The following is a 25,288-nucleotide window of genomic DNA, read 5'->3' as shown; positions in this document are numbered from 1 at the left end:
TGGACGTGTCCGATCTCGTCGACGAGGACTTCGCGCGTTTAGTCGAGTCGCTTCGGTACTGCGTCCTGCTCCACGACGCCACGTCGAAGGACATCCTCTGGGCCAACAGGGCGGCGTGTGAGCTGCTGGAGTTCACCGTCGAGGAACTCAAACCGTTGAAGGCGCCCGACATGAGCGCCCAGGAACAGCGGTACCGGCGGTCGATTGGTCGACAGTGGTTGCAGGACGCCGTCGACGACGGCGTGGCGATCACCGAGTGGGCCTACCGCGCAAAGAGCGGCCGGACCGTTCTGACCGAGGCCATCGCGGTGCGCGTCGAACTCACCCAGCGGACCGTGGTCATGGTGCAGTTCCGCGACATCGAGCACGAAGCCATGATGCGCAACGACCTGGTGCGCACCGAGGCGACCCTGACCCGCACGGAAGCCAGAATGGCCGCCTTCCTGCGCAACATGGACGAGGGGATCGTCGTCCTCGACGACGAGCACGTCGTCACCTACGCCAGTGACGCCGCGGCCACGCTCGTCGGCGTCGACGTCGTGGAGCTGACGGGGGTGCGCTTCACCGAGTTCTGCCACCCCGGTGCATCTCGTCGAGCCGTCGAGGACATGTTGACGCGCACCGCAATCGACGGTGACGCCAAGGGCATGCGGTACGAAGTCGACTTGCCCAACGGCGGGCGACGATGGTTCGCCGGAAGCGCCCAACACATCGAGATCGAGGACGACCTCCGCGGGTCGCTGGTGCTGTTTCACGACGTCACCGACCACGTGACGACGGAGCAGGACCATGCCCGCGACGCGCAGTACCTGAACTACCTGGCGCGCTACAACGCGATGGGGGACATGGCGATGGCCATCGCACACGAATTGGCGCAGCCCTTGGCGGCCGCCACCAACTTCATTGCCGCGACTCAACATCGCCTGGCCTCACGCGAGTCGGTGCAAGGCGACCTGGCGCTGGGCCTGATCCACGCCCGCAAGCAACTCGACAGGGCCAACCGCATCGTCCACAGCCTGCGTGAATACGTCACGCAGCTCGAAGAGTCCCACCAGCAATGCGATCTCAACGACGTCGTCGAGGACTGCAGGTACTTCGTCGACCTCCGGGCGAGCTCGCATGGCGTGCGGGTGGAGTACCGCTACGACCCCTCGCCGGTCGAGGTGGTCTGCGAGCGGGTGCTCACCGGCCAGGTCGTGCTGAATTTGTGCTTCAACGCCATCGACGAAATGGCCACGTGGCCAGAGGATCAGCGGACGGTGACCGTCAGCACGCGGACAGTCGGCGATCTCGGATTCGTGACGGTGTCCGACACGGGCAAGGGCATCTCGCACATGCCCGACGCCCGCATCTTCGACGGTGCGTTCACCGACAAGGCCACCGGACACGGAATCGGCCTCGCGTTGAGTCACCGCATCGTCACCCGGCAGGGCGGGACGATCAGCGCGCGCGAGAACACGCCCCGAGGCGCGGTGTTCGAGTTCGGCCTGCCCCGCCCCACCTGAAGGCTCAGACGCCTTGAAGGCTATGGCGCCGAGCGGAACTCGCTGATGAGTGAGCGGGCGGCCGTGATTCCGGACTCGATGGCGCCGTCGACGACGACGCCGTTCCAGCCACTCGCGTAGTCGGCCCCGGCGAACTTCAGCCGGGTGTCGGACTGCTGAAACAGACTCCAGCCGTTGAAGAACTGGCCGGACCTCAGGGTCGCCCAGGTCTGCCCCGACCACTTGTCGGCGACCCAGTCGTGACCTCCGCAGTCGACGACATTCAGATCGGGCCGCCACACGTTGATCGCGCGCTGGGCCGACTCGACGTCGTCCAGGGTGATCGAGGAGTGGTCCGAGCCGAAACCGACCAGGATGGTGGCATTCTCGTCGTCGAGGAACTTCTCGCTGCGCATCAAGGAGATCGGGTTGTCGCCGGGCGCTCCCGCGATGATCGCGTGGTGTCCCTCGACCTTGATCCAGATCTTGAAGCCCGTGGAGTTCGAGCCCTCCCGGGCGACCTGCTGCTGGCCGTCGGCGAGGGCAGGGGAGAACTCGAGGTTCTTCAGTGCGCCGATCGGCGCGGTGACGATGACGGCGTCGGCCGCGTGAACGGTGCCGTCGGCGAGGGTTATCCGCACGCCGGTCTCGTCGTGCGCGATGGCCGCCACCGCGGTGTCGAGCTGCACCTGGCACCGCAGGTCCGCGGCGATGGCGTTGTAGAGGCCGCGCATCCCCTTGACGAGCTTGAAGCGCAGGGTCTGCTCGTCCATCAGGGCGCTTCGGTGGTCGCTGAGCGCCGCCCAGTGCTTGGCCATCAAGGGTGACGCGGTGGCCGTCGACCCCTGGTAGGCCGCCGACCAGTACGAGTCGGCCAGGTCGATCTGCTCCTGGCTGAAGTCACCATTGCGCAGACAGTCCAAGACACTGCCGGTGTCGGCCTTGAGGAAGCGCTCGCGCAGCTCGGTGTCGCTCGCGTCGTCCTCGAGGATGGCGAACGGCCGGTGCGGGTAGGGAAAGAAGTCGCGTGAGCCCTCGAAGATCCTCTCCTGCAACGGCGTCAGCGCCACGTCGAGATCGTGTTCGGTTCCCTCGAACACTTGGTCACCGCTGACCCAGTAGGCCTGGTCGACGTCGGGGCTCGGGTAGATCTCCTGGCCGTAGCGGGTGATCTCGGTCCACACGAAGGGTTGCATCCAGTGCACCCACGTGGCGCCCATCTCCAAGGCGTGACCACCAAGCCGCTCGTCGGTCCAGGCGCGACCGCCGATCCGGTCTCGAGCTTCGAAGACCGTGACGTCGACTCCCGCCGCCTCGAGCTCGCGGGCGGCGATCAGCCCGGAGAAGCCGGCCCCGACCACGACGACGGAGCGACGCAGTGGGTGCGGCTGGGTGTGAGGAGCAGCTGAGGTGTCGGGCATGTGAACCGCCTGGTGTCGAGGGCTTACGTTGGCTCTACGTGTGTAGAAACATCTGTGACGTAGCTTACGACGGCCGGCGCAAAACGGCCACGCAAGAAATCCTTAGTCACAACACGACGGCAACGGTCTTGGTCTCCGTATAGGACAGGATGCCCTCGTAGCCCAGTTCCCGGCCGACACCGCTGGACTTGACGCCGCCCCACGGAAGCTGTGGCGCCAGAGGCGACCAACCGTTGACCCCGATGGCCCCGGCTTCGATTTTGGCGGCCACGGAGTGGGCACGTCCCACGTCGCGGGTCCACACGGTCGCCGACAGGCCGTACACGTTGTCGTTGGCCAGTTGCAGAGCCTCGTCGTCGGTGTCGAACGGGATCACAATGCCGACGGGACCGAAGATCTCCTCCCGCGCCACCCGCATGTCGTTGGTGCCCGCGAACACGGTCGGCTCGACGAAGAACCCGGGACGATCGGGTGCCTTGCCGCCGGTCACCACGGTCGCCCCCTCATCGACGCCGGTTTGCAGATAGCCCACCACACGGTCGCGTTGGCGGGCGTTGACCAGGGGGCCCATCGTGCTGAGGGGATCGAAGGGGTCACCGAGCACCTGGGCCTCGGCCGCCGCCTTCAGGCCCTCGACGAGGGCGTCGTACACCGAGCGATGGGCCATCACCCGCGTGCCCGCGGCGCACACCTCGCCCTGGTTGAAGAACATGCCCATGGCACAGCCCTGCACGGCGGCGGCGAGATCGGCGTCGGCGAAGACGATTTGGGGCGCCTTGCCGCCCAGCTCGAGCGCCGTGCGCTTGAAGTTCGAGGCGGAACTCCGCAGGATCGAACGGCCCACTTCCGTCGAACCGGTGAACGAGATCTTCTTGATGCCCGGATGCGCGGCGAGAGCCTCACCGGTCACCGCTCCAATTCCGGTGAGTACGTTCACGGTGCCTGCCGGGAAGCCAGCCTCGTCGACCAGCGCGGCAAGGTGCAGGATCGACAGCGACGCGTCCTCGGCGGGCTTGACGATGATCGTGTTGCCTGCGGCCAGCGCGGGAGCGATCTTCCAGCCAAGGATCATCAGCGGGGCGTTCCACGGCACGATGGCCGCCACCACGCCGAGCGGCTCGCGCAGGGTGTACGCGTGCACCGGGATCGGCTGCCCAAGGTAGCCGTCGGTGGAGATCTGCTCGCCGTTGATCTTGTCGGCCCACCCCGCGTAGTAGCGAAGGGTGGCAACGAGATTGGGCACCATCAGCTGCACGCTCATCCCGAACGGGCGGCCCATGTCGAGCGACTCGAGCTGGGCCAGGATCTCGCCGTCGCGCTCGACCAGATCGGCCAGTCGGTTGAGCAACGCGCCCTTGCGTGACGGGGCCGTCGAACCCCACTCGCCCCGAAAGGCCGCAGTGGCCGCGGCGACGGCGGCGTCGACGTCCGCCTTTGACGCGGCGGCGAGGTCGGCGAGCGGTTGACCGGTGGCCGGGTTGAGCGTCGTGAACGACTCCGAGGCGGGCGTCCAGGCGCCGCCGACGAACAGTTCGGTGTTGACGGAGGAGATGTCGATCATCGGATGCTCCTTTGATACAGCGCGATCACGTGTCGGCCAACGGGCGCACGCGATGGGACGAGCCCAACGTAGCGGCACCCCCCGTGGGGGCTCTACTGGATCTTTCCAACGCGGGTCTACAGATTCCTTTACTCCGCTGGCGCCGGCCCAACCGCAATAGGGGATTGCCTTAGTGGTGGCGGAGTAAATCCCGATACCCCGGGCCGGGCGGCCTCCGTAACGTTCGGGACGGCTGATCACACATCTGAACGGAGACAGCGATGCTGACACGGAACGCGGCACCCAGGGTGGCGGCGGAGCCCGCCGGCGCGCCGAGGGATCGGGCGTTCGACGCGGCACTCGACGTGCTGCGTGAACGTCGTGACGAGTTCAACGCGCAGCACTACGTTCCCGCCGACTTCGTTCACCTGCTCAAGAAGGCCGGCATGTACCGGGCCGCGACTCCAACGGAATTCGGCGGSGAGCCGATGGCGCCCTCGACGTTCATGAAGCTCGTCGAACGCATCTCCGCGGTCGATCCGGCCACCGGATGGGTGTCGAGCTTCGGTTCGTCCTTGGTCTACCTCGCTGCGCTGCCCGTCGAGTCGCAGCGTGACATCTACGCCGACGGACCAGATCTCGCCTTCTCGGCGGGGTTGTTCCCCCTGCAAGAGGCCGAGCGGGTCCCTGGCGGCTACCTGTGCACCGGTGTGTGGCAATTCGCGAGCGGATGTCGCGGCGCCGACCTCATCGGGATCGGCCTGACCGGTGGACCCGAGACCGGCGGCAAACCGCTGACGGCGCTGGTGTCGCCGAGCGACCTCGAGATCGTGGAGAACTGGGACGTCGCCGGGATGAGAGCGACTGGCTCCCATGCACTTCGCGTCGAGAACCTGTTCGTGCCAGAGGAGATGACGTTCATCCGCGGTGGGGCGCCCACCATCGACGAGCCGCTGACCCGGTACCCGTCGCTGGCATACGCCGCACAGGTTTTGGCGGTGGTCACGCTCGGCGCGGCCCGGGGAGCGCTCGACTACTGCCTCGAGGTCGGCGCGGCGCACACGTCGATCACCGGAGGCAACGCGAAGGGCAACCGCCCGGCCTTCAAGGCCGGGCTTGGCAAGGCCGAGGCCGAATTGCGTTCGGCGCGTGCATTCTTCTACGAGAGCACCGACGAGGTGTGGGCCAAGGCCGTCGACGGTACGACCATCACCGCGCAGGACCGCGCGCTGCTGCGCCTTGGCGCAACCCATGCCGCCCACGTTGGACGCCGGGTGGTCTTGGAAGCCTTCGACCTCGCCGGCACGGGCGCCATCTACGAGAACCACCCCCTCCAGCGCTACCTCCGCGACGCGTTGGTGCCCGCCCAGCACGCCATGCTCCAGACCAACACCTACGAGGGCGCCGGTGCGGTCATGCTCGGTCTCGATGCCGGGATGCCCAGCTTCCCTTAACCATTCACCCACTTCACAGGAGACCCCACCTTGAGTACCGAACCGCTACGCACGCTGTTCTGCATCGGCAACAACCAGAACTTCTTCGACCTGCCCAAGAACGAGATCGGCCCGGTCTGGATCGGCATCTCGACGATGCTGACCAACCTCAAGCACATGGACGGCGTCGACGTCATCGGCACCTTCGACGACGACGCACACATGGTCGGTCCGTCGGACGGCTGGCCGTGGACGTGTTACGTGCTGGCCGACGTGCGCGACCAGCAGACGGTCAGGGCGGTGTGCAACCTGTTGCGCACGACCATGATCGGTGAGTACGCGCTGTGGAAGTTCTTCAAGATCGAGGCTCGCATGGGCCGCGAACTGACCATTCGCGACGACGTCGAGATCTGAGGACCACCATGACCACCATCGAAAGCCCCGCCGAACCGCAGTACGGCGACCTCGCAGGCACCGACCGCGTGGCCGGCCAGCTCTACACCGACCCCGCGATCTTCGACGAAGAGATGAAGAAGATCTTCTACCGGACCTGGGTCTGGGTGGCCCACGAGAGCGAGATCCCGGAGGCGGGCTCGTTCAAGACCACCCAGGTCGGGGATCAGCCCGTCATCGTGAACCGGGACCGGAAGGGCAACTTCAACACCCTGCTCAACCGCTGCCGCCACCGCGGTGCCACCGTCTGCGACCAACGCAGCGGCAAGGCCAACGGCTTCACCTGCCCGTACCACAACTGGTCCTACACCCTGGACGGGCGACTGCGCGGAATCCCGTACCCGGACGGCTACGAGGGCGTCGTCGACAAGGCCGACTACCCCCTGCAAACGCTGCGGACCGAGAGCTACCTCGGGATGATCTTCGCCACCTTCAACGCCGATGCGGAGCCCCTCGAGGACTTCCTTGGCGACGCGAAGATCTGGATGGAGCGCTTCTTCAAGCAGTCCAACGGATTTCCCACCAAGGTGCTTGGTGCGCACAAGTTCCGCTTTCGCGGCAACTGGAAGATCCAGCTCGAGAACACCACCGACGGCTACCACTTTCCGATGGTGCACAAGTCGTGGATGGCGTCCGTCGACGCCGAGACCGCGAACATGATGTCGTTCATGGACGATCCCGACGCGGTGACGCACGCGCTGGGCAACGGCCACAGCGTGGCGATCATGGCCGCAGCCCACGCCGACCTCGACGTCGACCACGGCGAAGAGGAGATCCAGCCGCGGTTCCAACACCTGGTGGACGAACTCACCGCCGCCGGAGACAGTCCCGAGCGCATCCGCCGGTACATGCGCTCGATGCACGGAAGCGGCTTCAACCTCAACATGTTTCCCAACATCGCGATGTCGTCGTCGTTCTTCCGGGTGCTGATTCCGATCAGCGTCGACGTGACCGAGGTGTGGCACATGGCCATCGGGATGGACGGCGGACCGGAGAGCGTCAACCGGGAACGGCTGCGCATCCACGAGCACTTCCAGGGTCCGTTCGGGTTCGGCAGCCCCGACGACGCGGAGGGCTGGGACCGGGTGCAGATCGGAGCAGGCGGAAACCCGCTGATGCCAATCCTGGTGAACCGGGGCGAGAACCGTGAACGGATCACCGCCGAGGGCTGGCCAACCGCCCACGTCACCGACGAGACGGGGATGCGGGAGTCCTACGGAATGTGGAAGAAGTTGATGAGCGATGACTGACGTCCTGGGATTCTCCGATCCGCGCGTCCTCCGCGCCATTGAGCTGATCTGGCGTGAGGCAGCACTTCTCGACGCCAAGGACTACCTGCAGTGGGAGTCGATGTACACCGACGACGCCCGCTACGTCGTCCCGATCGATCCGGACACCGAGGACTTCGAGTCGTCGCTGAACATGGTGTACGACGACAAGCGGATGCGGCGTCTTCGTGTCGAGCGCATGCTGCAGGGCTACTCGCAGTCCGCGGTGGCGGCGGCCCGCACGGTCCGCGTGGTGTCCAGGTTCACCGTCGAGAGCGTGGCGGACGACGCCGTGACGGTGAAGTCGGCGCAGATCCTCAGTGCGTTCAAGCGCAACAAGTTCACCACCATCGGTGCCGAACTCACCCACCGGGTTTCGTTGGACGGCGGCGGCGACAAGATCTCGCTCAAGGTGGCCCGGCTGATCGACAGCGAGGACGCGGTCGGCGCGTTCGGGTTCCTACTATGAGCACCGCTGTGACCATCAGTAAGAGCACCGGCATCGCCGTCGTCACCGGGGCCGCAGGCGGGATGGGCTCGCACATCGCCCGCCGGCTGCATTCCGACGGCCACCGGGTGCTGCTGACCGATCTGGCCATCGACGCGGTCGAGGCGTTGGCGACCGTGCTGTCACCCGACGGCTCCACCGCCCGCGGCATCCGTCTCGACGTCGCCAGCCGTGACGACTTCGTCTCCGGTCTGAAGCAATGCCAACGATTTTGGGGGTCACCGACCATCGTGGTGAACAACGCGGCGGTCACCCAGGCGGCGGACCTGATGACGCTGGGCGCCGACGAGTTCAACCGGGTGTTGACCACCAACGTCGACGCCGCCTTCTTCGGGTGCCAGGTGTTCGGAGCGGCCATGGCGGAGCAGGGATTCGGGCGGATCGTGAACATGGCCTCGTTGGCGGGCCAGAACGGCGGAACGGCAACCGGCGGGCACTACGCGGCGTCGAAGGGTGCCATCCTGACCGTCACCAAGATCTTCGCCAAGGAACTGGCCGCCAAGGGTGTCACCGTCAACGCCATCGCCCCAGGCCCACACGACCTTCCGGTGGTGAAGGCGACCGTACCCCCGAACAAACTGAAGGCGGTGATCGCCGGAATCCCCGTTGGCCGGTTGGGAAGTGCGTCCTTCGTCGCGGACATGGTCGCCCTCCTGGTGGCCGACGACGCCTTCTTCGTGACCGGCGCGTGCTGGGACGTCAACGGCGGCCTGTACGTGCGCTGAACGCCGCACCCAACCCCTCAGAGAGAAAGCAGACACCCGTGGCACTCATCGACGTCGTCGTGACCGGCATCGTGCAGGAAACGCCGACGGTGAAGTCCCTGCAACTGGCGCGGCCGGACGGCACGCCGTTGGGCAGGTACCTCCCCGGCGCCCACGTCGACGTGGTGGGACCCACCGCGGTCACCCGGCAGTACTCGTTGTGCAGCCGTCCCGACGACCCGGACAGCTACCTGGTCGCGGTGAAGCGGGAGGAGAACTCGCGCGGGGGATCGGTGGCGTTGCACGACGTCCAGGTCGGCGACACGCTCAAGATCAGTGAACCGCGGAACCTTCTGCAGATCGCCCCCGACGGCACGCACCACATCCTCGTCGCCGCAGGAATCGGCATCACGCCGATGCTGAGCATGGCCCGCTACATGGACGTGCACGGAATTAGCTTCGAACTGCACTACTTTGCGCGCACCGAGGCCGAGGCCGCATTCCTGCCGCTACTCAGGGAACGGTGCCCCGAGAAGTTGCACGCACACGTCGGTGCGTCACGCGAGGACCAGGAGAGCCTGCTCGCCGGTGCGTTGGCTGCCGCGCCGGAGGCGACGCACGCCTACGTGTGTGGTCCCGACGGATTCATGACCAAGGTCAGTGCGATCGCCGAGCGCTACCTGCCGGCCGCCAGCGTGCACGTCGAGAACTTCCACGCCTCCGAACAACCCGGCGCCGGCGAGCGCACGCCATTCGACGTCGAACTGGACGGCGAGACCTACCACGTGCCCGCCGACCGAAGCATCGTCGAGGTGCTGCAGGAGAACGGCTGCGACGTCGACACCTCGTGTCAGGAGGGCATCTGCGGGACGTGCATCATGCAGGTCCTCAAGGGCGTCCCCGACCACCGCGACAGCGTGCTGACCGCCGCGGAGCGCACAGCGGGAGAAGTGATGGCGGTCTGCGTGTCTCGGACCACCGACCCGCTCCTGGTGCTCGACTACTACTGAGCCGTCACGGCTGGGCGGGAATGGTCACGCCGTAGCGCAGGATGTCGCGCACCAGGGTGCTGATGCTGTCGGCGTCGGTCTTGCTCTTGATCCGGGTGCGGTGCACGTCGACGGTCTTGACGCTCATTCCCAGTCGGCGCGCGATGTTCTGGCTCGGCAGCCCCTCGACGACCAGAGCGAGGATCTCGCGTTCCCTCGGCGTGAGTGAATCCACCTTGGATTGCACGGCCTTCCGCGCGTCGGACTGATGGAAGCGGTTCTTCGCGTGCTCGACCCCAGCCTGAACCGCGTCGAGAAGACGTTGGGGCTCATAGGGTTTCTCGAGGAAGTCGAGGGCCCCGGCCTGCAACGTCGACACCGACATGCGAATGTCGCCGTGGGCGGAGACGAAGATGATCGCGACGTGCGCGGCGAACTCGTTGAGCTTCTCCTGCAGCCGCGTCCCGCTCATCTGTGGCATCCGGACGTCGAGGACGATGCACGCCGGGTGGCTGCCGTCGTAGATTGCGAGGAAGGCGTCCGCGCTGTGACAGATGACGGGTTTGATGCCGATGCTGTCCAGCAGCCAGTCGACCGACTCGCACAGTTCGGGATCGTCGTCGACGACGTAGACCGTCACTCCGGTCGCGGTGCTGATGTCGCTGGTCATGCGTCCTCGCTTCCGAAGCCGATCCTAGCTCGGGGGTGTCGAACTCAACTCGTCGTCCCAGTTCGCGTCGGCCGTCCAGTAGCTCGCGCCGACGGAACTGAGGTGATGTTGCCACGGTGTCGTCCGGACCAGCCACGGCTCTTCCTGGCGTACCGAGGCGTCGGCGGCCTCGGGGCCATCGGCTTCGACCGTCCAGTGCACCCAGTTCACCTCACGGCCAAGCTCGTCGTGGACGAACAGGTCGACGTGGTGCCAGCCGTAGTTGAAGGTGTCCTCGTAGCAGGTGAGGAACAGCCGATGGTGGTTGACGGGGCGCGGGGTGATCGTCATGGACGAGCTCCTGCCTCGTCGGGTACGGGCGACAGGTCCCGCAGTGCTGCTTCGAGTTTCACCGCGAGGTCGAGCAGGTCGCCTTCGCGTCCTGGCAGCCCGATGAGCTGAATGCCAAGCGGCAGGCCCGCGGTGGTCGCCGCGCCGGGGACGATGACGACGGGCATGCCGAGCAGTTGCCAGGGCCTGCTGAGGATCGGTGACCCGGTGGCCGCCAAACCCCGCGGTGCAGGACCGAGAGCGGCGGGCCCGATGACCAGTCCGTCGTGACCGAGGACGCCGGCGAGCAGCTCGAGGCTGCGGTCCCGCCGGACCAGGGCGGATTCATAGTCGTCCAGCCCAATCTGCGCACCCTGCTCGAGCAACTGTCGAAGCGGACCGCTGAGTGCATCGCCGTGGCAGCGCAATTCGGTGTCCCGGGTGTGGGCGGCTTCCCGGGCCATCACCACGGCATGGTCGGCGGCCAGGGACCGCACGTGGTCGTCCCAGTCCAGCGGCCGTGACTCGACGCCCACTGCCTCGAGCAGTGAGGGCAGTGCACCTACCAGCTTCTGCATCGACGGGCTCACGACGTCGAGTTCGCTTCCGTGCCAGACGAATACGGGACCGTCACGTCCAGCCGCCGGATTGGGCTCGTACAGTGCGCGGTACACCGTTTGGAGGTCGTCGACCGAGCGCGTCAGCAGTCCCAGCGAGTCGAGGGACTCGCTGAGGCCGGTGATGCCGGACATGTCGGCCGTCCCGTGGGCGAGCACCATGCCCGCCGCGCCGCAGAAGGAGGCGGGCCGAGTCAGCGAGCCGGCGGTCTGCGTGCCGAGGGCGAGGGGAATGCTGCCCGAGCCGACCGCGGCCGCCGACCCGCTCGACGACCCGCCGGGGGTGTGCCCGGCCACCCGAGGGTTGCTGGTGGGTCCTGGGGCGAAGTAGCCGAATTCCGTCGTGACCGTCTTGCCCTGCACCACGGCGCCGAGGCGGCGCAGTCGGGCCACGCAGTCGGCGTCCTTCGTCGCGGGTGTCGGGTCCGTGATCGACGAACCGGCGCGCGTCGGCAAGCCCTCGACGTCGACGAGATCCTTGACGCCCAGCGAGATTCCCCGCAGCGGCAGGTTGCCCTCGGTTCCGTCGACCAGCGCGGCCTCGGCGGCGATGTCGGGGGACAGCGTCACCCATGCCCTCAGGTCGGGCTCGCGCGCTTCGATCTGCTCGCGCGTCCGTTGGACGAGAACGCCCGTCGTGCCAGGGACGGATCCCGTCGCAGCGGTCTGTTCACGGATGGGTTGGCTCCACAGGGGCGCGTTCACCTTCGTTACTCCTCTTCGTTCCTCGTCCCCAGTGTGGCCGCCGGGCGGCACGCGCGACAGTAAAGGTTTTGCGTCTACCGGTGTAGTGGGTCGCGCCATAGCTTGGGTGCTGTTCGACGTTCGTCCATTCATTTTGGAACGTGCAGGAGACCGCAAATGTCCAGTGTCACTTCAGCACCCGTTGACCAGAAGGTATTCCGTGAAGTCACCGGACACTATCCGACGGGCGTAGCCGTGGTCACCGGTCGAGACGCCGACGGGGAGATTCTGGCGCTGGTCGTCGGAACCTTCAGCTCGGTGTCGCTTGACCCACCCCTGGTGTCGTTCATGCCGATGAAGACCTCGCGCACGTTCGACCGAATGAGGGACTGCACCTCGTTGTGCGTCAACATCGTCGGCGGCGAGCAGGAGCGAGAGGTGCTGACCATCGCGCAGCGCTGGGAGAACAAGCTGGACGGCATCGACTGGTTCGGCTCCCCGTCGGGCGACCCGGTGCTCGCGGACTCGATCGCCTGGATCGACACGCACGTCGAGCAGGTCGTCGAGGCCGGCGACCACTGGATCGTGCTGTGTGCCGTCGACGATCTCGCGGTCACCAACCCGGTGGCCCCGCTGATCTTCTTCCAGGGCGGGTACGGAAGCTTCGTCTGTACGTCCCTGATGGCGCGGATGGACCACGAGATCCTCCCGGCGATCCACGCCGCGCATGCGGCGCGCGCCGACGTCGAGGCGCTCGCGGCGCGAATCGGTTGCGCGGTGTCGGTGTTCACCGCCGTCAGCGCCGACGAGATGGCGACCGTCCTGCAGGCCACCGGAGCCGGAGTCGACGGCGATTCGAACCTCGGGCAACGCATTCCGCTCGTCCCGCCGATCGGGGACACCTACCTCTTCGATCTCTCCGTCGACGAGCAGGAGCGCTGGATTGCCAAGCTCCGCAACGGCGACGAGGCCGAGAAGGTCGTCCACCGGGACCGGCTGGCGTTCGTGCGGGAGAACGGCTACCTGGTGTCGTTCCTGCCCGCCGAGGGGCAGGCGGCCTACGCGCCGATGCGTGAGGCCACCAAGACCTACGAGACGGGTCGGCTGACCCCGTCGCAGGAGCGCCAGATCGGGGAATCGATCCGGCACACCCTCGTCGACTACCGGCCGCGCGAACTGGACGAGGCCCAGCACTACGACGTCGGCTCGCTGGTGTTGCCGGTGCGCGACCGCAACGGCAACTACACCCTTACCCTGCGGCTTGCGCAGCTGCCGCTGCAGGCCACCGGCGCGACCGTCAAGCAGTGGCTGGCGGACGCCCGGTCGGTCGTGGCGATCCTCGAAGGGGGCGTGGCGTCGGCATGAGCGACGACGACCTCAGGCGGGACCTGGACGCGTTGGCGGCCGAGGTCGCGGTCCTCCGGGCCGAGTCGGCGGCCCGAAGACTACTGGGCCGGTACATGTTCCTGTGCGACGCACCGCTCCCGGAGTATCGGATGTCCGACGATCGACGCGCCGACGCCATCGGCGGACTCTTCGCCGAGGATGCGGTCTGGGAGGGCGTCGGTGGTGCACACGGCGCCCAATTCGGGCGCAAGGTCGGCCCCGCGGCGATCGCGGAACACATGTCGGCGTTCTTCGGCGTCGAGAATCCGCGGCTGGTCTTCAACACCCACTACCTGAGCACGGAATGCCTGGTGGCGACGCCGACGGCGGCGGAGGGAACGTGGGTGCAGTTCCAGCCGTGGATCTACGAGGACGGCACCTCGCTGTTGCGCTCGAGCCGCCTGCACGTCCAGTTTCGTGACACCGAGAGCGGTTGGCGCATCGCGCATTACCGCACGGAGAGCCTGTTCATCGCCGACCTGCCGGATGACTGGACCAAGAGCCTGATCTCGCAGTCGGTGCTTCTGCCGCGGTCGTCGCCCGCGCTGGACTCGTAGTCCTCACAGCGCCGCTCGAACGCGACCGATCACCTCGTCGCACAACAGGTCGATCCCGCTGGCCGGAGTGAGTCCGAAGGGCGTGTCGAATTCGACGCGCTGAGCGCCCGCGTCAAGGACGGCCGCAGCGTGGTCGGCGACCTCGGCAGGCGTACCGCTGAAGGCGAATCGCCCCAACACGTCGTCGGGGATGAGACGGCCCGCCTCGACGTACTCGCCTGCGCTGCAATGCGTGCGGACGCGACTCAGCAGTTCGGGGTCGAGTTCGATGGTCCGGTCCAGGCCGGCGACGACGTCGAAGTAGGGGGCGACGGCGGTTCGGGCGGCAGCACGCGCGGCGGCGCGATCGTGGTCGACGACGGTGACGGCGTTCAGGCAGATCCCGGGTCGACGTGGCTCGTCGTTGCCAGCCATGGCCGCCAAGATCGGCACCATCGCGGGATTGGCGCAACCACCGGCCTGCAGTTCGTCGGCCAACAGCCCGGCCAATCTCGCCAACCGGGGACTCCACGACCCGATCAGAAGCGGTACCCGAGGGCGAAGGGGTTCGAACAACAGCCGCGTCCCCTCCTCGAGGCTGAACACCTCACCTCTATGACCGCCTTCGTCACCGCTGAGCAGGGCCGTCACGATGGCCACGGTGTCCTGGATCGCGGGAAGCGCCTTGGCCTGAGTGATGGACAACTGGTCCATCCAGGCGCCCCGCACCACACCGTAGAACGCGCGTCCGCCCGACAAGAGGTCGAGATAGCCGATCTGGGCGGCGATCTCGACCGGATGTTGCGTCCACGGTGAGTACGCGGCCACCCCCAGCCTGATTCGTCGGGTCACGCCGGCCATGGTGTGCAAGACCAACGCGGGTGGGGTGAACATCAGGTCGCCGAACACAGTGACGGCGTCGAAACCGGCATCCTCGGCGCGCACGGCGATGTCACGGTACTCGGCGGGTTGCAGCGACCCGGCAAGCCCGATCCCGATCTCCTGACTATCCGACATCGGCTGTCCTGGAACGGTATCCCGCGCCGCGGAGGATGGGCAGCACGCGGGTGCCGAGGAGCTCGACCCCGGTGGCCGGAGTCAGGCCGAAGGGCGAGTCGAACTCGATGCGGGTGACGCCGGCGTCGTAGACGGCGGCAGCATGCGCGGCCACCTCCTCGGGCGTGCCGGCAAAGGTGAACTTGTCGAGCAGGTCGTCGGGGATGAGCCGACCCGCCGCCTCGTATTCGTGGTTGCGCAGCAGGCCGGCCATCTTCTCCAGCAGTGCGGGGTCGACCTCGACGGTTCGGTCCAAGCCCGCGATCACCTCGAAGGGCAACGCCACCTCGGTACGCGCCCGCGCCCGAGCGGCGTCACCGTCCTCGTCGACGACGGTGACAGCCGTGAGCACCACGTCGACCGATCCCGCCGCGCGGCCCACCGACTTCTCACCGGCGGTGACGAACTCTTGGACGATGGGCGCCATGGCGGCGTTGGCGCAGCCTCCGACCTGAACTTGGTCGGCGTGCACCCCTGCGAATTCGGACAGCCGTGGACTCCACGTCCCGACCATCAGTGGGATGCGTTCACGGAGAACGGGATAGAACGGCGTGGTCCCCGGGGCGAGGCTGTACACGCGGCCGTCGTGGCCCTCGGTCGAACCGGACAACAACGCCCTGACTATCGCGACGGTGTCGGTGACCGCGGTCAGCGACTTCGAGGTGTCCAGACCGAGTTGGTCGAGCCATGCACCGCGAACGATGCCCATGAACGCCCGGCCCTCGGAGAGCTGGTCCAGATAGGCGAGCTGCCCGGCGATTTCGACCGGGTGATGTGTCCACGGCGTGTAACAGCCCACCCCAAGTCGGATTCGACTCGTCGCCTCGGCCATGGTGGCCAGCACCATGGCCGGAGGTTGCATCATGAGGTCGCCGAAGACGGTGGCGACGTCGAAGCCGAGTTCCTCCAATCGTGCGGCCAGCGCCGGGTATTGGGAGGGGGCGAGGGTGCCACCGAAGCCGACACCGAATTCGACCTCCATGCTCACGTCAGATCCGCGGTCTTCATGGTGACGGTTCCGGTGCGGGTGATCTTCATCAGCAGGCCCTCTTCGGGATCGGGGCAGCAGGCGATCGAGTCCTGCTCGAGCCAGTCACCCGCCGGCAGCTTGCGCATCTTGGCAGGCAGCAGCGGCAGCACGGACTGAATCGCCCAGTAGCAGAACGGTTGTCCGTCCGGCAGGGTGAGCTGGTCGCTGTTGCTCACCTCGAAGTAGTGGCCGACCTTCATGCCGCAGACGGACCGGCCCTTGATTTCGCACACCTCGACCCTGAGGTTGAACAGGGTCATCTCGTCCAGAGACTCGTCGGCGCTCACAGGAGCTGGCTCGACTTGGTGGGCTCGCCGTCCAGCGGGGCGACGGTGTCGTGCAGATCGGGGAGGGTGTGCTTGCGGATCAGTCCGTGGTAACAGCCCCATGCCAGGCCCAGGGCCAGCAGGACCAGGGCTGCATAGATGCCGTAACGCGACTCGTCGGTCGGCATCGGGTACACCGATCCGAAGACACCCGCGCCCACTGTGGCAAGGGCGAGTCCCACGGCGATCCATCCGCTGCGCACCCAGCGCCCGGTGGCGACCAGTTTGCCTGCCGCGACGATGAGCACGAGGTAGGCCACCATCACCAGGAGGCCGCCGAAGGAGGCGCCGATGATGAAGCCGGTGTAGGGCGCCATTCCCGTTGTCGCGCTGAGGATCACGACCGGAATGATGCCGGCGATGGTCGCGACGACGAAGACCGCGATCCCGGCGTGGGGGGTCTTCCAGCGGCTGGTACGGCCAAGGGCGGCGGGCAGCAGGCCGCCGCGCGACAAGGCAAAGACGCCGCGGGCCGACGCCGACATGAACCCGATGGCCACCGCCACCATGTCCAGGATCAGCCCCAACTGCAGCAGCGGTGAGATCCAGGACCCGACGTACGTGCTGCCGAGGGTGGAGAGTCCAAGGGGATCGGACGCCCAGGTGTCGGCGACGTTGTCCAGCCCGAAACCGATGGTGCCGGCGTACTGGGTGAGGAAGCAGAAGCCCGCGACGATCAGAATCGTCAGGATGATCGCGCGGGGAACCGACTTGGCGGGCTCGCGGGCCTCTTCGCCGAGAGACGCCGCGGATTCGACGCCGACGAACAACAGCGCGCAGAACATGAACGTAGGCAGGAAGGCGCCGGCGGTAGGGGCGCTGGGATCGAACACCCGGGCCGTGTTGCCCGCGACGCCGCCCTTGGCGATCACGGCGACGGCCACGATGAGATAGGGGATGACGGAGACGACGAAGATCACCAGCTGAGCCCGCACCGAAAGCTGAACCCCCCGGAGGTTGACGGCTGCGACCAGAAGCAGGACGCCAAGGGAGATCACCCAGAACGGCACGGAGACGCCCAGGTAGGACTCGAACAGGTCGCTGCCGAGGACGCCTGCGCCGATGAGCATCGTCGGGCCGCCCAGGATGATGTACGCCAGGTAGTAGAACCCTGCGGTGGAGATGCCTGCGGTGGGTCCCAGGCTGCGGCCCACGTACTCGTACATCACCCCCGCATGGGTGTAGCGGCGGGCGAACATGACCAGGATCGCGCCGAGGCCGAGGATGCCGACGACGACGATCAGCAGGTAGAGCGGACCCGCGCTGCCCCCTCTCGCCGCGACCACGCCGCCGAGGAGTGCCGCGGAGGTGATCGGGCCGACTGCCAACGACTGGGCGACCAGGTGCGTGGTGCCGAGTTCGCCCTTGGTGAGTTGGCCACTGCCCGAGCTGGTTCCCGGTATGGAGCCGGGCTTGACTGGCGTGTCGGTCATCGAAGTCCTCACTGATCCGTTGTTCTACGTGCGTTGAATGAATGGTCGGAGCACTGTGTTGCGTGGTTGTTTCGCGGTGGTAACGCATGTGGTCGAACGGCTTTCGGCGTTGACCGAAAGGCTGTCACCTGCGACGAGTGCGCGGAGACGGGTTCACGTAAGGGAACCTTTATGCCTGCCGCCGTCCGTACCGAGCTCAGGACTGCGCGAATGAGCCGACGGCCCGGTATCGCCGACGGCGCGACCACGGTGACTCGAGTCGGCACGGCATGAGTGTGCGCTGCATCACCTTCGGGTGGCAAGATGATGCGCGCTAAGGATTCCCGGACGCCGATCAGCTCTCCGGCCAGCGCCCGACTCGCCCGCGGGCCCGAATGTTGAGTCAACAGACGTTGATGGAAGGCCGGAGACGGCAAGAATGTCATGCCGAACCGCGGGCGGCCAGGTAGCGCCCCGCCAGCAGGCAGGCACGCTCGACCAGCATGGGTCTCATCGTCTTGGCGGTCTCGGTCTCGGGCCGCGACTGAACCCACCCGACGTAGGTGGTTCCGCGGAGGAAGAGGAACAGCGGCAACAGGGCTTCCTCGTGCGGCGTCAGCGGGCGGGTGGAGCGGTAGCCGGCGATCAGCGAATCCTGGATGCGTGAATAGGCCGCGAGGTCGACGTTGAAGTAGAGCGCGGTGGCGAGTTCGAAGAGGTACCAGCCGTACCCGGCGTCGTCGAAGTCGATGATCTTCAGCCGACCGTCTTCGTTGAGGAGGTTCTCCGGTACCAGGTCGGCATGTATCAGCCCGTAGTTGACCTCGTGTCGGCCGAACGCCGCCAGATCGTGGTGTGCTGCAGATCGAGCTCGTTGCAACACCTCTCGTTGATCGGCAAGCAACTCCGGTAGCTCCCAGAACCGGCCCCACAGTGGGTCGTCGCCGATCAAGCCGTGCTCGTCCCAGGAGTGCCGGGTGAAGCCAGCCGGGGCGATCATCGTGCAGGAGTGATTGTGCAGGGAGCCGGCCAGCGCGCCCGCGTCGAAGTAGAGCCGTGCGGCGAGGGAGTCGTCGAGCTCGAGTCCGTCTTCCGAGGTGCCGACCGGCGCGCCGCCCAGCCAGCCGAGGACCGACACCTGCCGTGGTTCCGGTACTGCCGGGTGGGTGACGCGGACGACGAGATCACCGGTGCCTGAGGGGATTACCGGCGGCACCTCGATGCCTGCGGTGTCGGCGAGCTCGCGCATCCAGTGAAGTTCGGACTGCAACGCGGCGTCGGAGTGGTACCCGTGGCGATGCACGCGGACGGCGATGCGCTGCCCGTCCGAGCGTTGGGCCGAGAAGACGGCGTTCTCTCGGTACTTCACCAGGCGGACGTCGTGGAAACCGCCGTCCCAGTGCGCTGCCGCCGATTCTGCCAGCAGGGTGAGCCGAGCGGCTTGGTCGAGATCGTCGAGAGCGTAGAAGTCCACGACGTCGTTCACGAGGCGCCGAGTGCGTCGTCGAGCGTCGAGAGCAGCAGGTCGGCGTGGTCGACGCCAAAGACCATGGGCGGCCGCATCTTCAAGATGTTGTCGTGCCGACCGATGCGACTCAGCAGCACGCCGCGGTCGCGCATCGAATTCACCAGTCTCTTGGTGAGCTCGGGTGCGGGTTCGCCGGAGCTCTCGTCGACCACTTCGATGCCGAAGAACAGCCCGCGACCCCGCACGCCGGACACGAACGGGTAGGTGCCCCGAAGCTTCTCCAGGCCCCGGCGCACGTAGGCGCCGACGACCCTTGCGTTGTCCTGCAGGGATTCTCGTTCCAGGACGTCGAGCACCGCCATCCCGGCAGCTGCCGACACGGGATTGCCGCCGAAGGTGTTGAAGTACGTCGACGCGGTCTGGAAGTCGGAGACCAGCTCATTCGGTGCGATGACGCCTGCCAGCGGATGACCGTTGCCCATGGGCTTGCCCAGACTCACGAGGTCCGGCGTCACGCCGGCCAGTTCGTGGCCCCACATCGCGTCACCGGTGCGACCGAAGCCGGCCTGCACTTCGTCGCAGATGAACATGCCACCGGCGTCGCGGACGACCTCGACGGCCCGCGCCACGTACCCCCGGACGGGGTCGGGCAGTCCTTCGTTGGCGAAGAACGAGTCGACCAGGATGGCCGCCACCCCGAGGCCCTGCGCGTCCAGCGACCGCACGGCGTCCACGACGTGGGCGACGTAGCGCTCGGCGAGTCCGTCGTGGCTCCCGCCGGGTGCGTCACGGCTGGGGTCCGGAATGGGGATGGCTCGACCGAACGCCGGGAAGTCCTCGACGACGGGGAAGGCGGTCGTCAGCGAGGCCAGTGTGGCGGAATTGCCGTGGTAGCTGAAGTCGCTGACGATGACGCCCTGGTTGCCGGTCGCGAATCGCGCCATGCGCAGGGCCAATTCGTTGGCCTCGGTACCCGAGCAGGTGAACGTCGCCGTGTCGAGCGGATCGGCGAACGTGGCGGTCAGTCTCTCGGCGTATTCGACGACGGTCTCGTGCAGGTACCGGGTGTGCAGGTTGAGCGTCGCGGCTTGGCGGGCGATGGCCTCGACGACGTGCGGGTGGCAGTGACCGACGTGCGGCACGTTGTTGTATGCGTCGAGGTAGCGCTTGCCGTCGGCGTCCTCGACCCAGACGCCGTCGCCGCGGACCAGATGAACCGGCTCGTCGTAGAACAGGGGCGCGTTGTGACCGAGGACGTCGAGCCGCCGCTTCAGCAGTGCGTCGTCATTCCGCATGGGTGGTCGTCTCCTCGAGAATCGGATCGGGCTGGATCGCGTGGGGCGTCACCGCGGCCGGTGGAAGCGTCGTGGCGCGTCGGCGGTGGACGACGACGCCCGCGAGGACCCCACCGACGAACACGGCGACGGTGGTGGCGAGAAAGACGTCGGCGATGGTCTGCGAGCCGCCCATCAGGGTGGTGAAGTTGTCCAGGACGAGGCCGGTGATGGCGATCAGTCCGAGGCTGCCAAGTAGCGGCGCGATTCGGGTGTGCCACAACCGGTTGTCGTCATTGGTGCGCCAGAAGTACGCGATGATCGCGAAGCTGGTCAGCACCATGAGTGCGAGGATCGCCACGATCGCGATGCCGGCCATCCAGGTGAACAGTTGTAGGACCGGGTCCGCACCGACGATCGCGAAGATCCCGACCAGCACGACTGCGGAGGCGCTCTGCAGCAGTGAACCGATGTGCGGCGAACCGTGCGTGTCGTGCACCTCGGCCAGTCTGCGGGGGGCGTAGCCGCGGCGCGCCAGGGCGAAGAAGTACCGCGAGATGGCGCTGTGGAAGGCCAGCAGTGTCGCGAACAAACTGGTGACGAGCATGATGGCCATGGCGTCGGCGGCGGCCGGTGATAGGTACTGGGCGGCCGCGTTGAAGGTGAGATTGGCGGTGTCCTGGTTGGCCGCCGCCGAGACGTCGGCGCTCCCGTAGGCCAGCACCACCGCCCAACTCGACACCGCGTAGAGCACGCCGATGACGATGATGGCGACGTAGGTCGCCAGCGGCACCGTGCGCTTGGGATCCTTGGCTTCCTCGCTGTAGATCGCGGTGGCCTCGAACCCGACGAACGACCCGATCGCGAACATCATCGCGATGCCGGGTGAGCCGGAGAGGAAGGAATCGGGGGTGAAGGACGTGAAGTCGATCCCGTGGGCGCCGCCCTTGACCAGTACGCCCACCGAAAGCGCAATGACCGCAACGACTTCCAGGATCAGCAGGACGCCGAGGACCTTCGCGCCGACACTGATGTTGCGGTAACCGACCAGGCCGACGAGCGCCATCAGTACGAATGCCCACACCCACCAGGGCAGGTCTGGGCCGCCGTACTCGACCACCAGTGAGCCGATGGTGTTGGCCGCCAGTCCGTACACGCCGGCCTGGATGGTCGTGTAGGCGAACACGGCCAGACCGGCGGCCCCCACGCCGAGATTGCTGCCGAGTCCCTTCGTGACGTAGGCGTAGAAGGCGCCAGTGTCGGTGACGGCACTGCTCATCGCGGCGTAGCCGATGCTGAACACCAGGAGCACCGCAGCCGCGATCACGTAGGTCAACGGTGCGCCTGCCCCGTTGCCGAGGGCGATCATGACCGGCAGGGACCCGGCGACCGTGGTCAGTGGTGACGCTGCTGCGACCACGAGGAACACGATGCCGGCAACGCCGATCGATCCCCGCAGTTTCTCGGTGCTGACGGACATCGGACTGCTCCTCGAGGATGGGCCGAGGTCAATTCCTGTAAGGATCTACACTTGTTGACCTATAACGTGACGTACGTTACGACGCCGATCCAGATGCCGACATAGTGACTTTCTTTACGCGCTACGGCGTCAGGCCGCGCAGCACGACGAGCGCGCGTTCGACGGCCGGTGGCGCCGCGTCCCCGAGATGGGCCGCCACCAGGTCGACGCCCAGCGTCGACGGCTCCAGTGGCCGGTAGGTGACCCCGGCGACGTCGAGATCGGCGGTGGGGGCCGGGACCACCGCGACGCCGAGACCGGCGGCGACCAGGGTGACCAACGTCGAGGTCTCCGAGACCTCTTGGCGTATCCGTGGGACGAATCCGGCGTCGGCGCAGATCGCCGACAGGAGCCGACCCATCACCGAGCGGCCCTGTCCTGCGTGGGCGATGAAGTCTTCGTCGCGCAGATCCGCCATGTCGATGGCGTCCCGTCCGGCGAGCGGGTGTGCCGTGGGCAGGGCGACGATCAGGCGGTCCCGGCGGACGAACTCGGTTTGCACGTCGGGATCGTCGACCGGCGGCCGCAGAAGGGCGATGTCGACGTCACGGTTGCGCAGCGCGTCGAGCTGGGCGGGGGCGAGCATCTCACCGCGGATGCTGATCTCGACGTGGGGCATCTGCTCGCGCAAGGCCCGGACCAGGCGGGGGAGCACCGAGTACGTCGCCGAACCGACGCAGCTGATCGACAGATGTCCCTCGAGGCCCTGGGCAACGCGGCGCGCCTGGTGTCCGGCGTCGTCGACGGCGTCGAGCACGGCAATCGCCCGCCGGAGATAGGACTCGCCCGCCCTGGTCAGCTCCACCCGGCGAGTGCTCCTGGTCAAGAGGCTGACGCCGAGTTCGCGCTCCAACTGGCGGATCTGCTGAGACAACGGCGGTTGGGCGATGTGCAACCGCTCGGCTGCGCGCCCGAAGTGCAGTTCCTCGGCGACCGCTCGGAAGTAGCGCAGGTGCCGCAGCTCCATGATTGAAACTCCTGAACTATCAATGGCGCCGATATGAGTATTTCAGAATACCTATTGGGCGTTCTAAGGTCGAGACATGCGCAAGGTGACGCCATGAGCCGCACGACGATCCACACCGACGCCGCCGACGCCGTGGCGGGAATCGCCGACGGGGCGACCGTTCTGGTCGGCGGGTTCGGCATGGCCGGAATGCCCACCCACCTGGTCGACGCCCTGATCGAGCAGGGGGCCACCGACCTGACCATCGTCAGCAACAACGCAGGCAACGGGGACACCGGACTGGCCGCGCTGCTGGCCGCCGGGCGGGTCGCCAAGGTCGTCTGCTCGTTTCCGCGACAGTCGGACTCCTACGTCTTCGACGAGCTGTACCGCGCCGGAAGGGTCGACCTCGAAGTGGTGCCGCAGGGCAACCTCGCCGAGCGCCTCCGCGCCGCGGGGGCGGGAATCGGGGCGTTCTTCTGCCCGACCGCCGTGGGCACGCCGCTGGCCGAGGGCAAGGAAACCCGCACCATCGACGGCCGCGACTACGTCCTGGAGTATCCGATCCGCGGCGACGTCGCCCTTGTCGGCGCCTGGAAGGCCGACACCGTCGGAAACCTGTTGTACCGCAAGACCGCTCGAAACTTCGGTCCCGTCATGGCCACCGCCGCCGAGCTGGTGATCGTCGAGGTTGCCAGCGTCGTCGACGCCGGCCAGATCGACCCGGAGACGGTCGTGACCCCCGGAATCTACGTCGACCGGGTGTTGAACCTGTCCGCACTGTCCGACGCCACGGAGGTCGCATCATGACCCACACCCTCGAATCGACCGTCGAACACCTCGACAGGGGACCGCTAGACCGCGACGAACTCGCCGCGATCGTCGCCCGCGGAATCCCGGCGGGCTCGTATGTGAACCTGGGGATCGGGCAGCCGACCACCGTCGCCGAGCACCTCGACCCGGCGGCCGGCATCGTGCTGCACACCGAGAACGGCATGCTCGGCATGGGTGGACGGGCCTTCGGCGACGACGTCGACGGTGATCTGACCAACGCGGGCAAGATTCCCGTCACCGAAACCCTTGGCGCGTCCTACTTTCACCACGCGGACTCCTTCGCGATGATGCGCGGCGGCCACCTCGACGTGTGCGTGCTCGGGGCCTTTCAGGTCAGCAAGCGCGGCGATCTCGCAAACTGGCACACCGGAGCCCCCGACGCCATCCCCGCCGTCGGCGGTGCGATGGATCTGGCCATCGGCGCCAAGCGCGTCTACGTGATGATGAACCTGTTCGCCAAGGACGGCACCGCCAAACTGGTCCCGCAGTGCACCTATCCGCTGACCGGTCTACGGTGCGTCAGCCGGGTGTACACCGAAGTCGCCACCTTCGACATCGACTCCACCACAGGCGACGTCGTCGTGCTGGAGACCTTCGGCATCGCCGTCTCTGCGCTGTCCGAGCGGGTCGAGATCGAACTGGTCACCCGATGACCGCGGTCGAGGTACACGCCGTCGTCACCGGCAGGGCGGACGGGCCGGTGGTCCTGCTGTCCAACTCGCTCGGCTCCACCCACCGAATGTGGGACGCCCAACTCCCCGAACTGGAGCAGCACTATAGGGTGGTGCGCTACGACACCCGCGGGCACGGCGCGTCGCCGGTGCCCGACGGGCCCTATTCGATCGACGACCTCGCCGACGACCTCGTCGCGCTGCTCGACAGGCTCGGCGTCGAAACCGCGCACCTGATCGGACTGTCGCTCGGCGGCATGACGGTACTTCGGGTGGCCGCCCGCAATCCCGAACGCGTACGACGACTTGCCGTGTTGTGCTCGGGTGCGCAGCTGGCGCCCGCGCAGGCGTGGACCGATCGTGCGGACCTCGTCCGTGCCCAAGGCGCCGGCGCCGTCGCGACGTCCGTCGTCGAGCGATGGTTCACCGCTGCGTATTTGGAGTCGCGGCCTCGGGAACGGACCGAATGGGAGCGGATGATCGGCTCGACGCCAGCCAAGGGATATGCCGGCTGCTGCGAGGCGATCGCGAAACTCGACCTGCGCCAGGAGCTCTCGGCCGTGACGGCACCAACCCTGGTGATCGCGGGGGCCGACGACCCGGCGACCCCGCCGGCGAAGCTGGAGGAGATCGCCGACGGCATCGCCGACGCGCGGCTTCTGGTGGTGCCGCACGCGGCACACCTAGCCAACGTCGAGCGGCCCGACGTGGTCACCCCGGCATTGCTGGAACACTTGCAGTCCTGAACGA

25 protein-coding genes are annotated in these 25,288 nt (G+C 67.0%); 12 read left to right on the top strand and 13 right to left on the bottom strand.

Annotated features, from left to right (window positions below):
• Positions 1 to 5: 5 nt before the first annotated feature.
• Positions 6 to 1,505 carry a PAS domain S-box protein gene (locus tag ASD37_RS21780; protein ID WP_056557481.1) on the top strand — a complete coding sequence of 500 codons (1,500 nt, stop codon included), beginning with the start codon at positions 6 to 8 and terminating at the stop codon, positions 1,503 to 1,505.
• A 20-nt stretch (positions 1,506 to 1,525) separates the two neighbouring features.
• Here ASD37_RS21780 and ASD37_RS21775 read toward each other — a convergent pair whose 3' ends face one another.
• Together ASD37_RS21775 and ASD37_RS21770 are read right to left on the bottom strand one after the other, a co-directional pair.
• Positions 1,526 to 2,905 (bottom strand): NAD(P)/FAD-dependent oxidoreductase, encoded by a 1,380-nt coding sequence (locus ASD37_RS21775; RefSeq protein WP_056556344.1) that lies wholly within the window; start codon positions 2,903 to 2,905, stop codon positions 1,526 to 1,528.
• A 106-nt stretch (positions 2,906 to 3,011) separates the two neighbouring features.
• Entirely contained in the window at positions 3,012 to 4,466 is a 1,455-nt protein-coding gene (locus tag ASD37_RS21770; protein WP_056556341.1) for an aldehyde dehydrogenase family protein, read from the bottom strand.
• Positions 4,467 to 4,726: 260 nt separating this feature from the next.
• Here ASD37_RS21770 and ASD37_RS21765 point away from each other — a divergent pair, with 260 nt between their 5' ends.
• The 6 genes from ASD37_RS21765 to ASD37_RS21740 are packed head-to-tail and all read left to right on the top strand — an operon-like array spanning position 4,727 to position 9,821.
• Positions 4,727 to 5,899: an acyl-CoA dehydrogenase family protein gene (locus tag ASD37_RS21765; RefSeq protein ID WP_056556339.1), complete on the top strand. Its 1,173-nt coding sequence runs from the start codon at positions 4,727 to 4,729 to the stop codon at positions 5,897 to 5,899.
• Positions 5,900 to 5,929: 30 nt separating this feature from the next.
• Positions 5,930 to 6,292, top strand: coding sequence for a hypothetical protein (locus tag ASD37_RS21760; RefSeq protein ID WP_056556336.1), 363 nt, complete (start codon positions 5,930 to 5,932; stop codon positions 6,290 to 6,292).
• An 8-nt stretch (positions 6,293 to 6,300) separates the two neighbouring features.
• Positions 6,301 to 7,581: a Rieske 2Fe-2S domain-containing protein gene (locus ASD37_RS21755; protein WP_056556333.1), complete on the top strand. Its 1,281-nt coding sequence runs from the start codon at positions 6,301 to 6,303 to the stop codon at positions 7,579 to 7,581.
• Positions 7,574 to 8,068 (top strand): aromatic-ring-hydroxylating dioxygenase subunit beta, encoded by a 495-nt coding sequence (locus ASD37_RS21750; protein WP_056556330.1) that lies wholly within the window; start codon positions 7,574 to 7,576, stop codon positions 8,066 to 8,068. Before ASD37_RS21755 ends, ASD37_RS21750 begins: the two co-directional genes overlap by 8 nt.
• The gene (locus ASD37_RS21745; protein WP_056556327.1) at positions 8,065 to 8,832 is read left to right on the top strand and encodes an SDR family NAD(P)-dependent oxidoreductase; all 768 of its coding nucleotides are present in this window, start codon (positions 8,065 to 8,067) and stop codon (positions 8,830 to 8,832) included. The genes ASD37_RS21750 and ASD37_RS21745 overlap by 4 nt, the downstream gene beginning before the upstream one ends.
• Before the next feature lie 38 nt (positions 8,833 to 8,870).
• On the top strand, positions 8,871 to 9,821 hold the full coding sequence (locus ASD37_RS21740) for a PDR/VanB family oxidoreductase (RefSeq protein WP_056556324.1): 951 nt from the start codon (positions 8,871 to 8,873) through the stop codon (positions 9,819 to 9,821).
• Between the two features lie 4 nt (positions 9,822 to 9,825).
• Here the strand turns inward: ASD37_RS21740 and ASD37_RS21735 are convergent, their stop codons facing one another.
• From ASD37_RS21735 to ASD37_RS21725, 3 genes are read right to left on the bottom strand one after another with little or no spacing between them, the layout of a single operon-like run.
• The gene (locus ASD37_RS21735; RefSeq protein ID WP_056556321.1) at positions 9,826 to 10,470 is read right to left on the bottom strand and encodes a response regulator transcription factor; all 645 of its coding nucleotides are present in this window, start codon (positions 10,468 to 10,470) and stop codon (positions 9,826 to 9,828) included.
• A 24-nt stretch (positions 10,471 to 10,494) separates the two neighbouring features.
• Positions 10,495 to 10,800, bottom strand: coding sequence for a hypothetical protein (locus ASD37_RS21730; RefSeq protein ID WP_056556317.1), 306 nt, complete (start codon positions 10,798 to 10,800; stop codon positions 10,495 to 10,497).
• Complete coding sequence (locus ASD37_RS21725; RefSeq protein ID WP_056556315.1) at positions 10,797 to 12,101, bottom strand: amidase; 1,305 nt, start codon at positions 12,099 to 12,101, stop codon at positions 10,797 to 10,799. The genes ASD37_RS21730 and ASD37_RS21725 overlap by 4 nt, the downstream gene beginning before the upstream one ends.
• A 156-nt stretch (positions 12,102 to 12,257) precedes the next feature.
• Between ASD37_RS21725 and ASD37_RS21720 the strand changes: the two genes are divergently transcribed.
• Together ASD37_RS21720 and ASD37_RS21715 are read left to right on the top strand one after the other, a co-directional pair.
• Complete coding sequence (locus ASD37_RS21720; RefSeq protein WP_056556311.1) at positions 12,258 to 13,445, top strand: flavin reductase family protein; 1,188 nt, start codon at positions 12,258 to 12,260, stop codon at positions 13,443 to 13,445.
• The gene (locus ASD37_RS21715; RefSeq protein WP_056556307.1) at positions 13,442 to 14,023 is read left to right on the top strand and encodes a nuclear transport factor 2 family protein; all 582 of its coding nucleotides are present in this window, start codon (positions 13,442 to 13,444) and stop codon (positions 14,021 to 14,023) included. The genes ASD37_RS21720 and ASD37_RS21715 overlap by 4 nt, the downstream gene beginning before the upstream one ends.
• A 3-nt stretch (positions 14,024 to 14,026) precedes the next feature.
• Here ASD37_RS21715 and ASD37_RS21710 read toward each other — a convergent pair whose 3' ends face one another.
• From ASD37_RS21710 to ASD37_RS21675, 8 genes are all read right to left on the bottom strand, one after another.
• Positions 14,027 to 15,019, bottom strand: coding sequence for an LLM class flavin-dependent oxidoreductase (locus ASD37_RS21710; protein WP_056556304.1), 993 nt, complete (start codon positions 15,017 to 15,019; stop codon positions 14,027 to 14,029).
• The gene (locus ASD37_RS21705) at positions 15,009 to 16,040 is read right to left on the bottom strand and encodes an LLM class flavin-dependent oxidoreductase (protein ID WP_056556301.1); all 1,032 of its coding nucleotides are present in this window, start codon (positions 16,038 to 16,040) and stop codon (positions 15,009 to 15,011) included. The genes ASD37_RS21710 and ASD37_RS21705 overlap by 11 nt, the downstream gene beginning before the upstream one ends.
• A 2-nt stretch (positions 16,041 to 16,042) precedes the next feature.
• Positions 16,043 to 16,375, bottom strand: coding sequence for a TIGR04076 family protein (locus tag ASD37_RS21700; RefSeq protein WP_200959959.1), 333 nt, complete (start codon positions 16,373 to 16,375; stop codon positions 16,043 to 16,045).
• Positions 16,372 to 17,847, bottom strand: a complete 1,476-nt coding sequence (locus tag ASD37_RS21695) for an APC family permease (protein WP_056556298.1) — start codon at positions 17,845 to 17,847, stop codon at positions 16,372 to 16,374. Before ASD37_RS21695 ends, ASD37_RS21700 begins: the two co-directional genes overlap by 4 nt.
• 421 nt (positions 17,848 to 18,268) lie before the next feature.
• Positions 18,269 to 19,312, bottom strand: coding sequence for a phosphotransferase enzyme family protein (locus ASD37_RS21690; RefSeq protein ID WP_056556296.1), 1,044 nt, complete (start codon positions 19,310 to 19,312; stop codon positions 18,269 to 18,271).
• Complete coding sequence (locus ASD37_RS21685; RefSeq protein ID WP_056556293.1) at positions 19,309 to 20,589, bottom strand: aspartate aminotransferase family protein; 1,281 nt, start codon at positions 20,587 to 20,589, stop codon at positions 19,309 to 19,311. The genes ASD37_RS21690 and ASD37_RS21685 overlap by 4 nt, the downstream gene beginning before the upstream one ends.
• Positions 20,579 to 22,048 (bottom strand): APC family permease, encoded by a 1,470-nt coding sequence (locus ASD37_RS21680; RefSeq protein ID WP_082570326.1) that lies wholly within the window; start codon positions 22,046 to 22,048, stop codon positions 20,579 to 20,581. Before ASD37_RS21680 ends, ASD37_RS21685 begins: the two co-directional genes overlap by 11 nt.
• 121 nt (positions 22,049 to 22,169) lie before the next feature.
• Positions 22,170 to 23,054: a LysR substrate-binding domain-containing protein gene (locus tag ASD37_RS21675; protein ID WP_056556290.1), complete on the bottom strand. Its 885-nt coding sequence runs from the start codon at positions 23,052 to 23,054 to the stop codon at positions 22,170 to 22,172.
• Positions 23,055 to 23,147: 93 nt separating this feature from the next.
• Between ASD37_RS21675 and ASD37_RS21670 the strand changes: the two genes are divergently transcribed.
• Genes ASD37_RS21670 through pcaD form a run of 3 tightly spaced genes read left to right on the top strand, consistent with a single transcriptional unit; the run spans position 23,148 to position 25,284 of the window.
• Complete coding sequence (locus ASD37_RS21670) at positions 23,148 to 23,843, top strand: 3-oxoacid CoA-transferase subunit A (protein WP_056556287.1); 696 nt, start codon at positions 23,148 to 23,150, stop codon at positions 23,841 to 23,843.
• On the top strand, positions 23,840 to 24,520 hold the full coding sequence (locus tag ASD37_RS21665) for a CoA-transferase (RefSeq protein ID WP_056556284.1): 681 nt from the start codon (positions 23,840 to 23,842) through the stop codon (positions 24,518 to 24,520). The genes ASD37_RS21670 and ASD37_RS21665 overlap by 4 nt, the downstream gene beginning before the upstream one ends.
• Positions 24,517 to 25,284: a 3-oxoadipate enol-lactonase gene (pcaD, locus tag ASD37_RS21660; protein ID WP_056556281.1), complete on the top strand. Its 768-nt coding sequence runs from the start codon at positions 24,517 to 24,519 to the stop codon at positions 25,282 to 25,284. The genes ASD37_RS21665 and pcaD overlap by 4 nt, the downstream gene beginning before the upstream one ends.
• Positions 25,285 to 25,288: the final 4 nt, after the last annotated feature.

The organism is Mycobacterium sp. Root135 (assembly GCF_001426545.1).
In the GTDB taxonomy this organism is placed as follows: domain Bacteria; phylum Actinomycetota; class Actinomycetes; order Mycobacteriales; family Mycobacteriaceae; genus Mycobacterium.
The sequence above is the reverse complement of the archived record's forward strand: the minus strand, read 5'-3'. Positions and strand labels throughout refer to the sequence as shown.

Excerpts from the sequence above, each read along its gene's own strand:
- ASD37_RS21720 (WP_056556311.1), top strand. The coding sequence starts at position 12,258 with ATGTCCAGTGTCACTTCAGCACCCGTTGACCAGAAGGTATTCCGTGAA.
- ASD37_RS21670 (WP_056556287.1), top strand. The coding sequence starts at position 23,148 with ATGAGCCGCACGACGATCCACACCGACGCCGCCGACGCCGTGGCGGGA.
- ASD37_RS21685 (WP_056556293.1), bottom strand. The coding sequence starts at position 20,589 with ATGCGGAATGACGACGCACTGCTGAAGCGGCGGCTCGACGTCCTCGGT.
- ASD37_RS21770 (WP_056556341.1), bottom strand. The coding sequence starts at position 4,466 with ATGATCGACATCTCCTCCGTCAACACCGAACTGTTCGTCGGCGGCGCC.
- pcaD (WP_056556281.1), top strand. The coding sequence starts at position 24,517 with ATGACCGCGGTCGAGGTACACGCCGTCGTCACCGGCAGGGCGGACGGG.
- ASD37_RS21680 (WP_082570326.1), bottom strand. The coding sequence starts at position 22,048 with ATGTCCGTCAGCACCGAGAAACTGCGGGGATCGATCGGCGTTGCCGGC.
- ASD37_RS21735 (WP_056556321.1), bottom strand. The coding sequence starts at position 10,470 with ATGACCAGCGACATCAGCACCGCGACCGGAGTGACGGTCTACGTCGTC.
- ASD37_RS21730 (WP_056556317.1), bottom strand. The coding sequence starts at position 10,800 with ATGACGATCACCCCGCGCCCCGTCAACCACCATCGGCTGTTCCTCACC.
- ASD37_RS21745 (WP_056556327.1), top strand. The coding sequence starts at position 8,065 with ATGAGCACCGCTGTGACCATCAGTAAGAGCACCGGCATCGCCGTCGTC.
- ASD37_RS21705 (WP_056556301.1), bottom strand. The coding sequence starts at position 16,040 with ATGGAGGTCGAATTCGGTGTCGGCTTCGGTGGCACCCTCGCCCCCTCC.
- ASD37_RS21665 (WP_056556284.1), top strand. The coding sequence starts at position 23,840 with ATGACCCACACCCTCGAATCGACCGTCGAACACCTCGACAGGGGACCG.
- ASD37_RS21695 (WP_056556298.1), bottom strand. The coding sequence starts at position 17,847 with ATGACCGACACGCCAGTCAAGCCCGGCTCCATACCGGGAACCAGCTCG.
- ASD37_RS21715 (WP_056556307.1), top strand. The coding sequence starts at position 13,442 with ATGAGCGACGACGACCTCAGGCGGGACCTGGACGCGTTGGCGGCCGAG.
- ASD37_RS21750 (WP_056556330.1), top strand. The coding sequence starts at position 7,574 with ATGACTGACGTCCTGGGATTCTCCGATCCGCGCGTCCTCCGCGCCATT.
- ASD37_RS21675 (WP_056556290.1), bottom strand. The coding sequence starts at position 23,054 with ATGGAGCTGCGGCACCTGCGCTACTTCCGAGCGGTCGCCGAGGAACTG.
- ASD37_RS21755 (WP_056556333.1), top strand. The coding sequence starts at position 6,301 with ATGACCACCATCGAAAGCCCCGCCGAACCGCAGTACGGCGACCTCGCA.
- ASD37_RS21710 (WP_056556304.1), bottom strand. The coding sequence starts at position 15,019 with ATGTCGGATAGTCAGGAGATCGGGATCGGGCTTGCCGGGTCGCTGCAA.
- ASD37_RS21775 (WP_056556344.1), bottom strand. The coding sequence starts at position 2,905 with ATGCCCGACACCTCAGCTGCTCCTCACACCCAGCCGCACCCACTGCGT.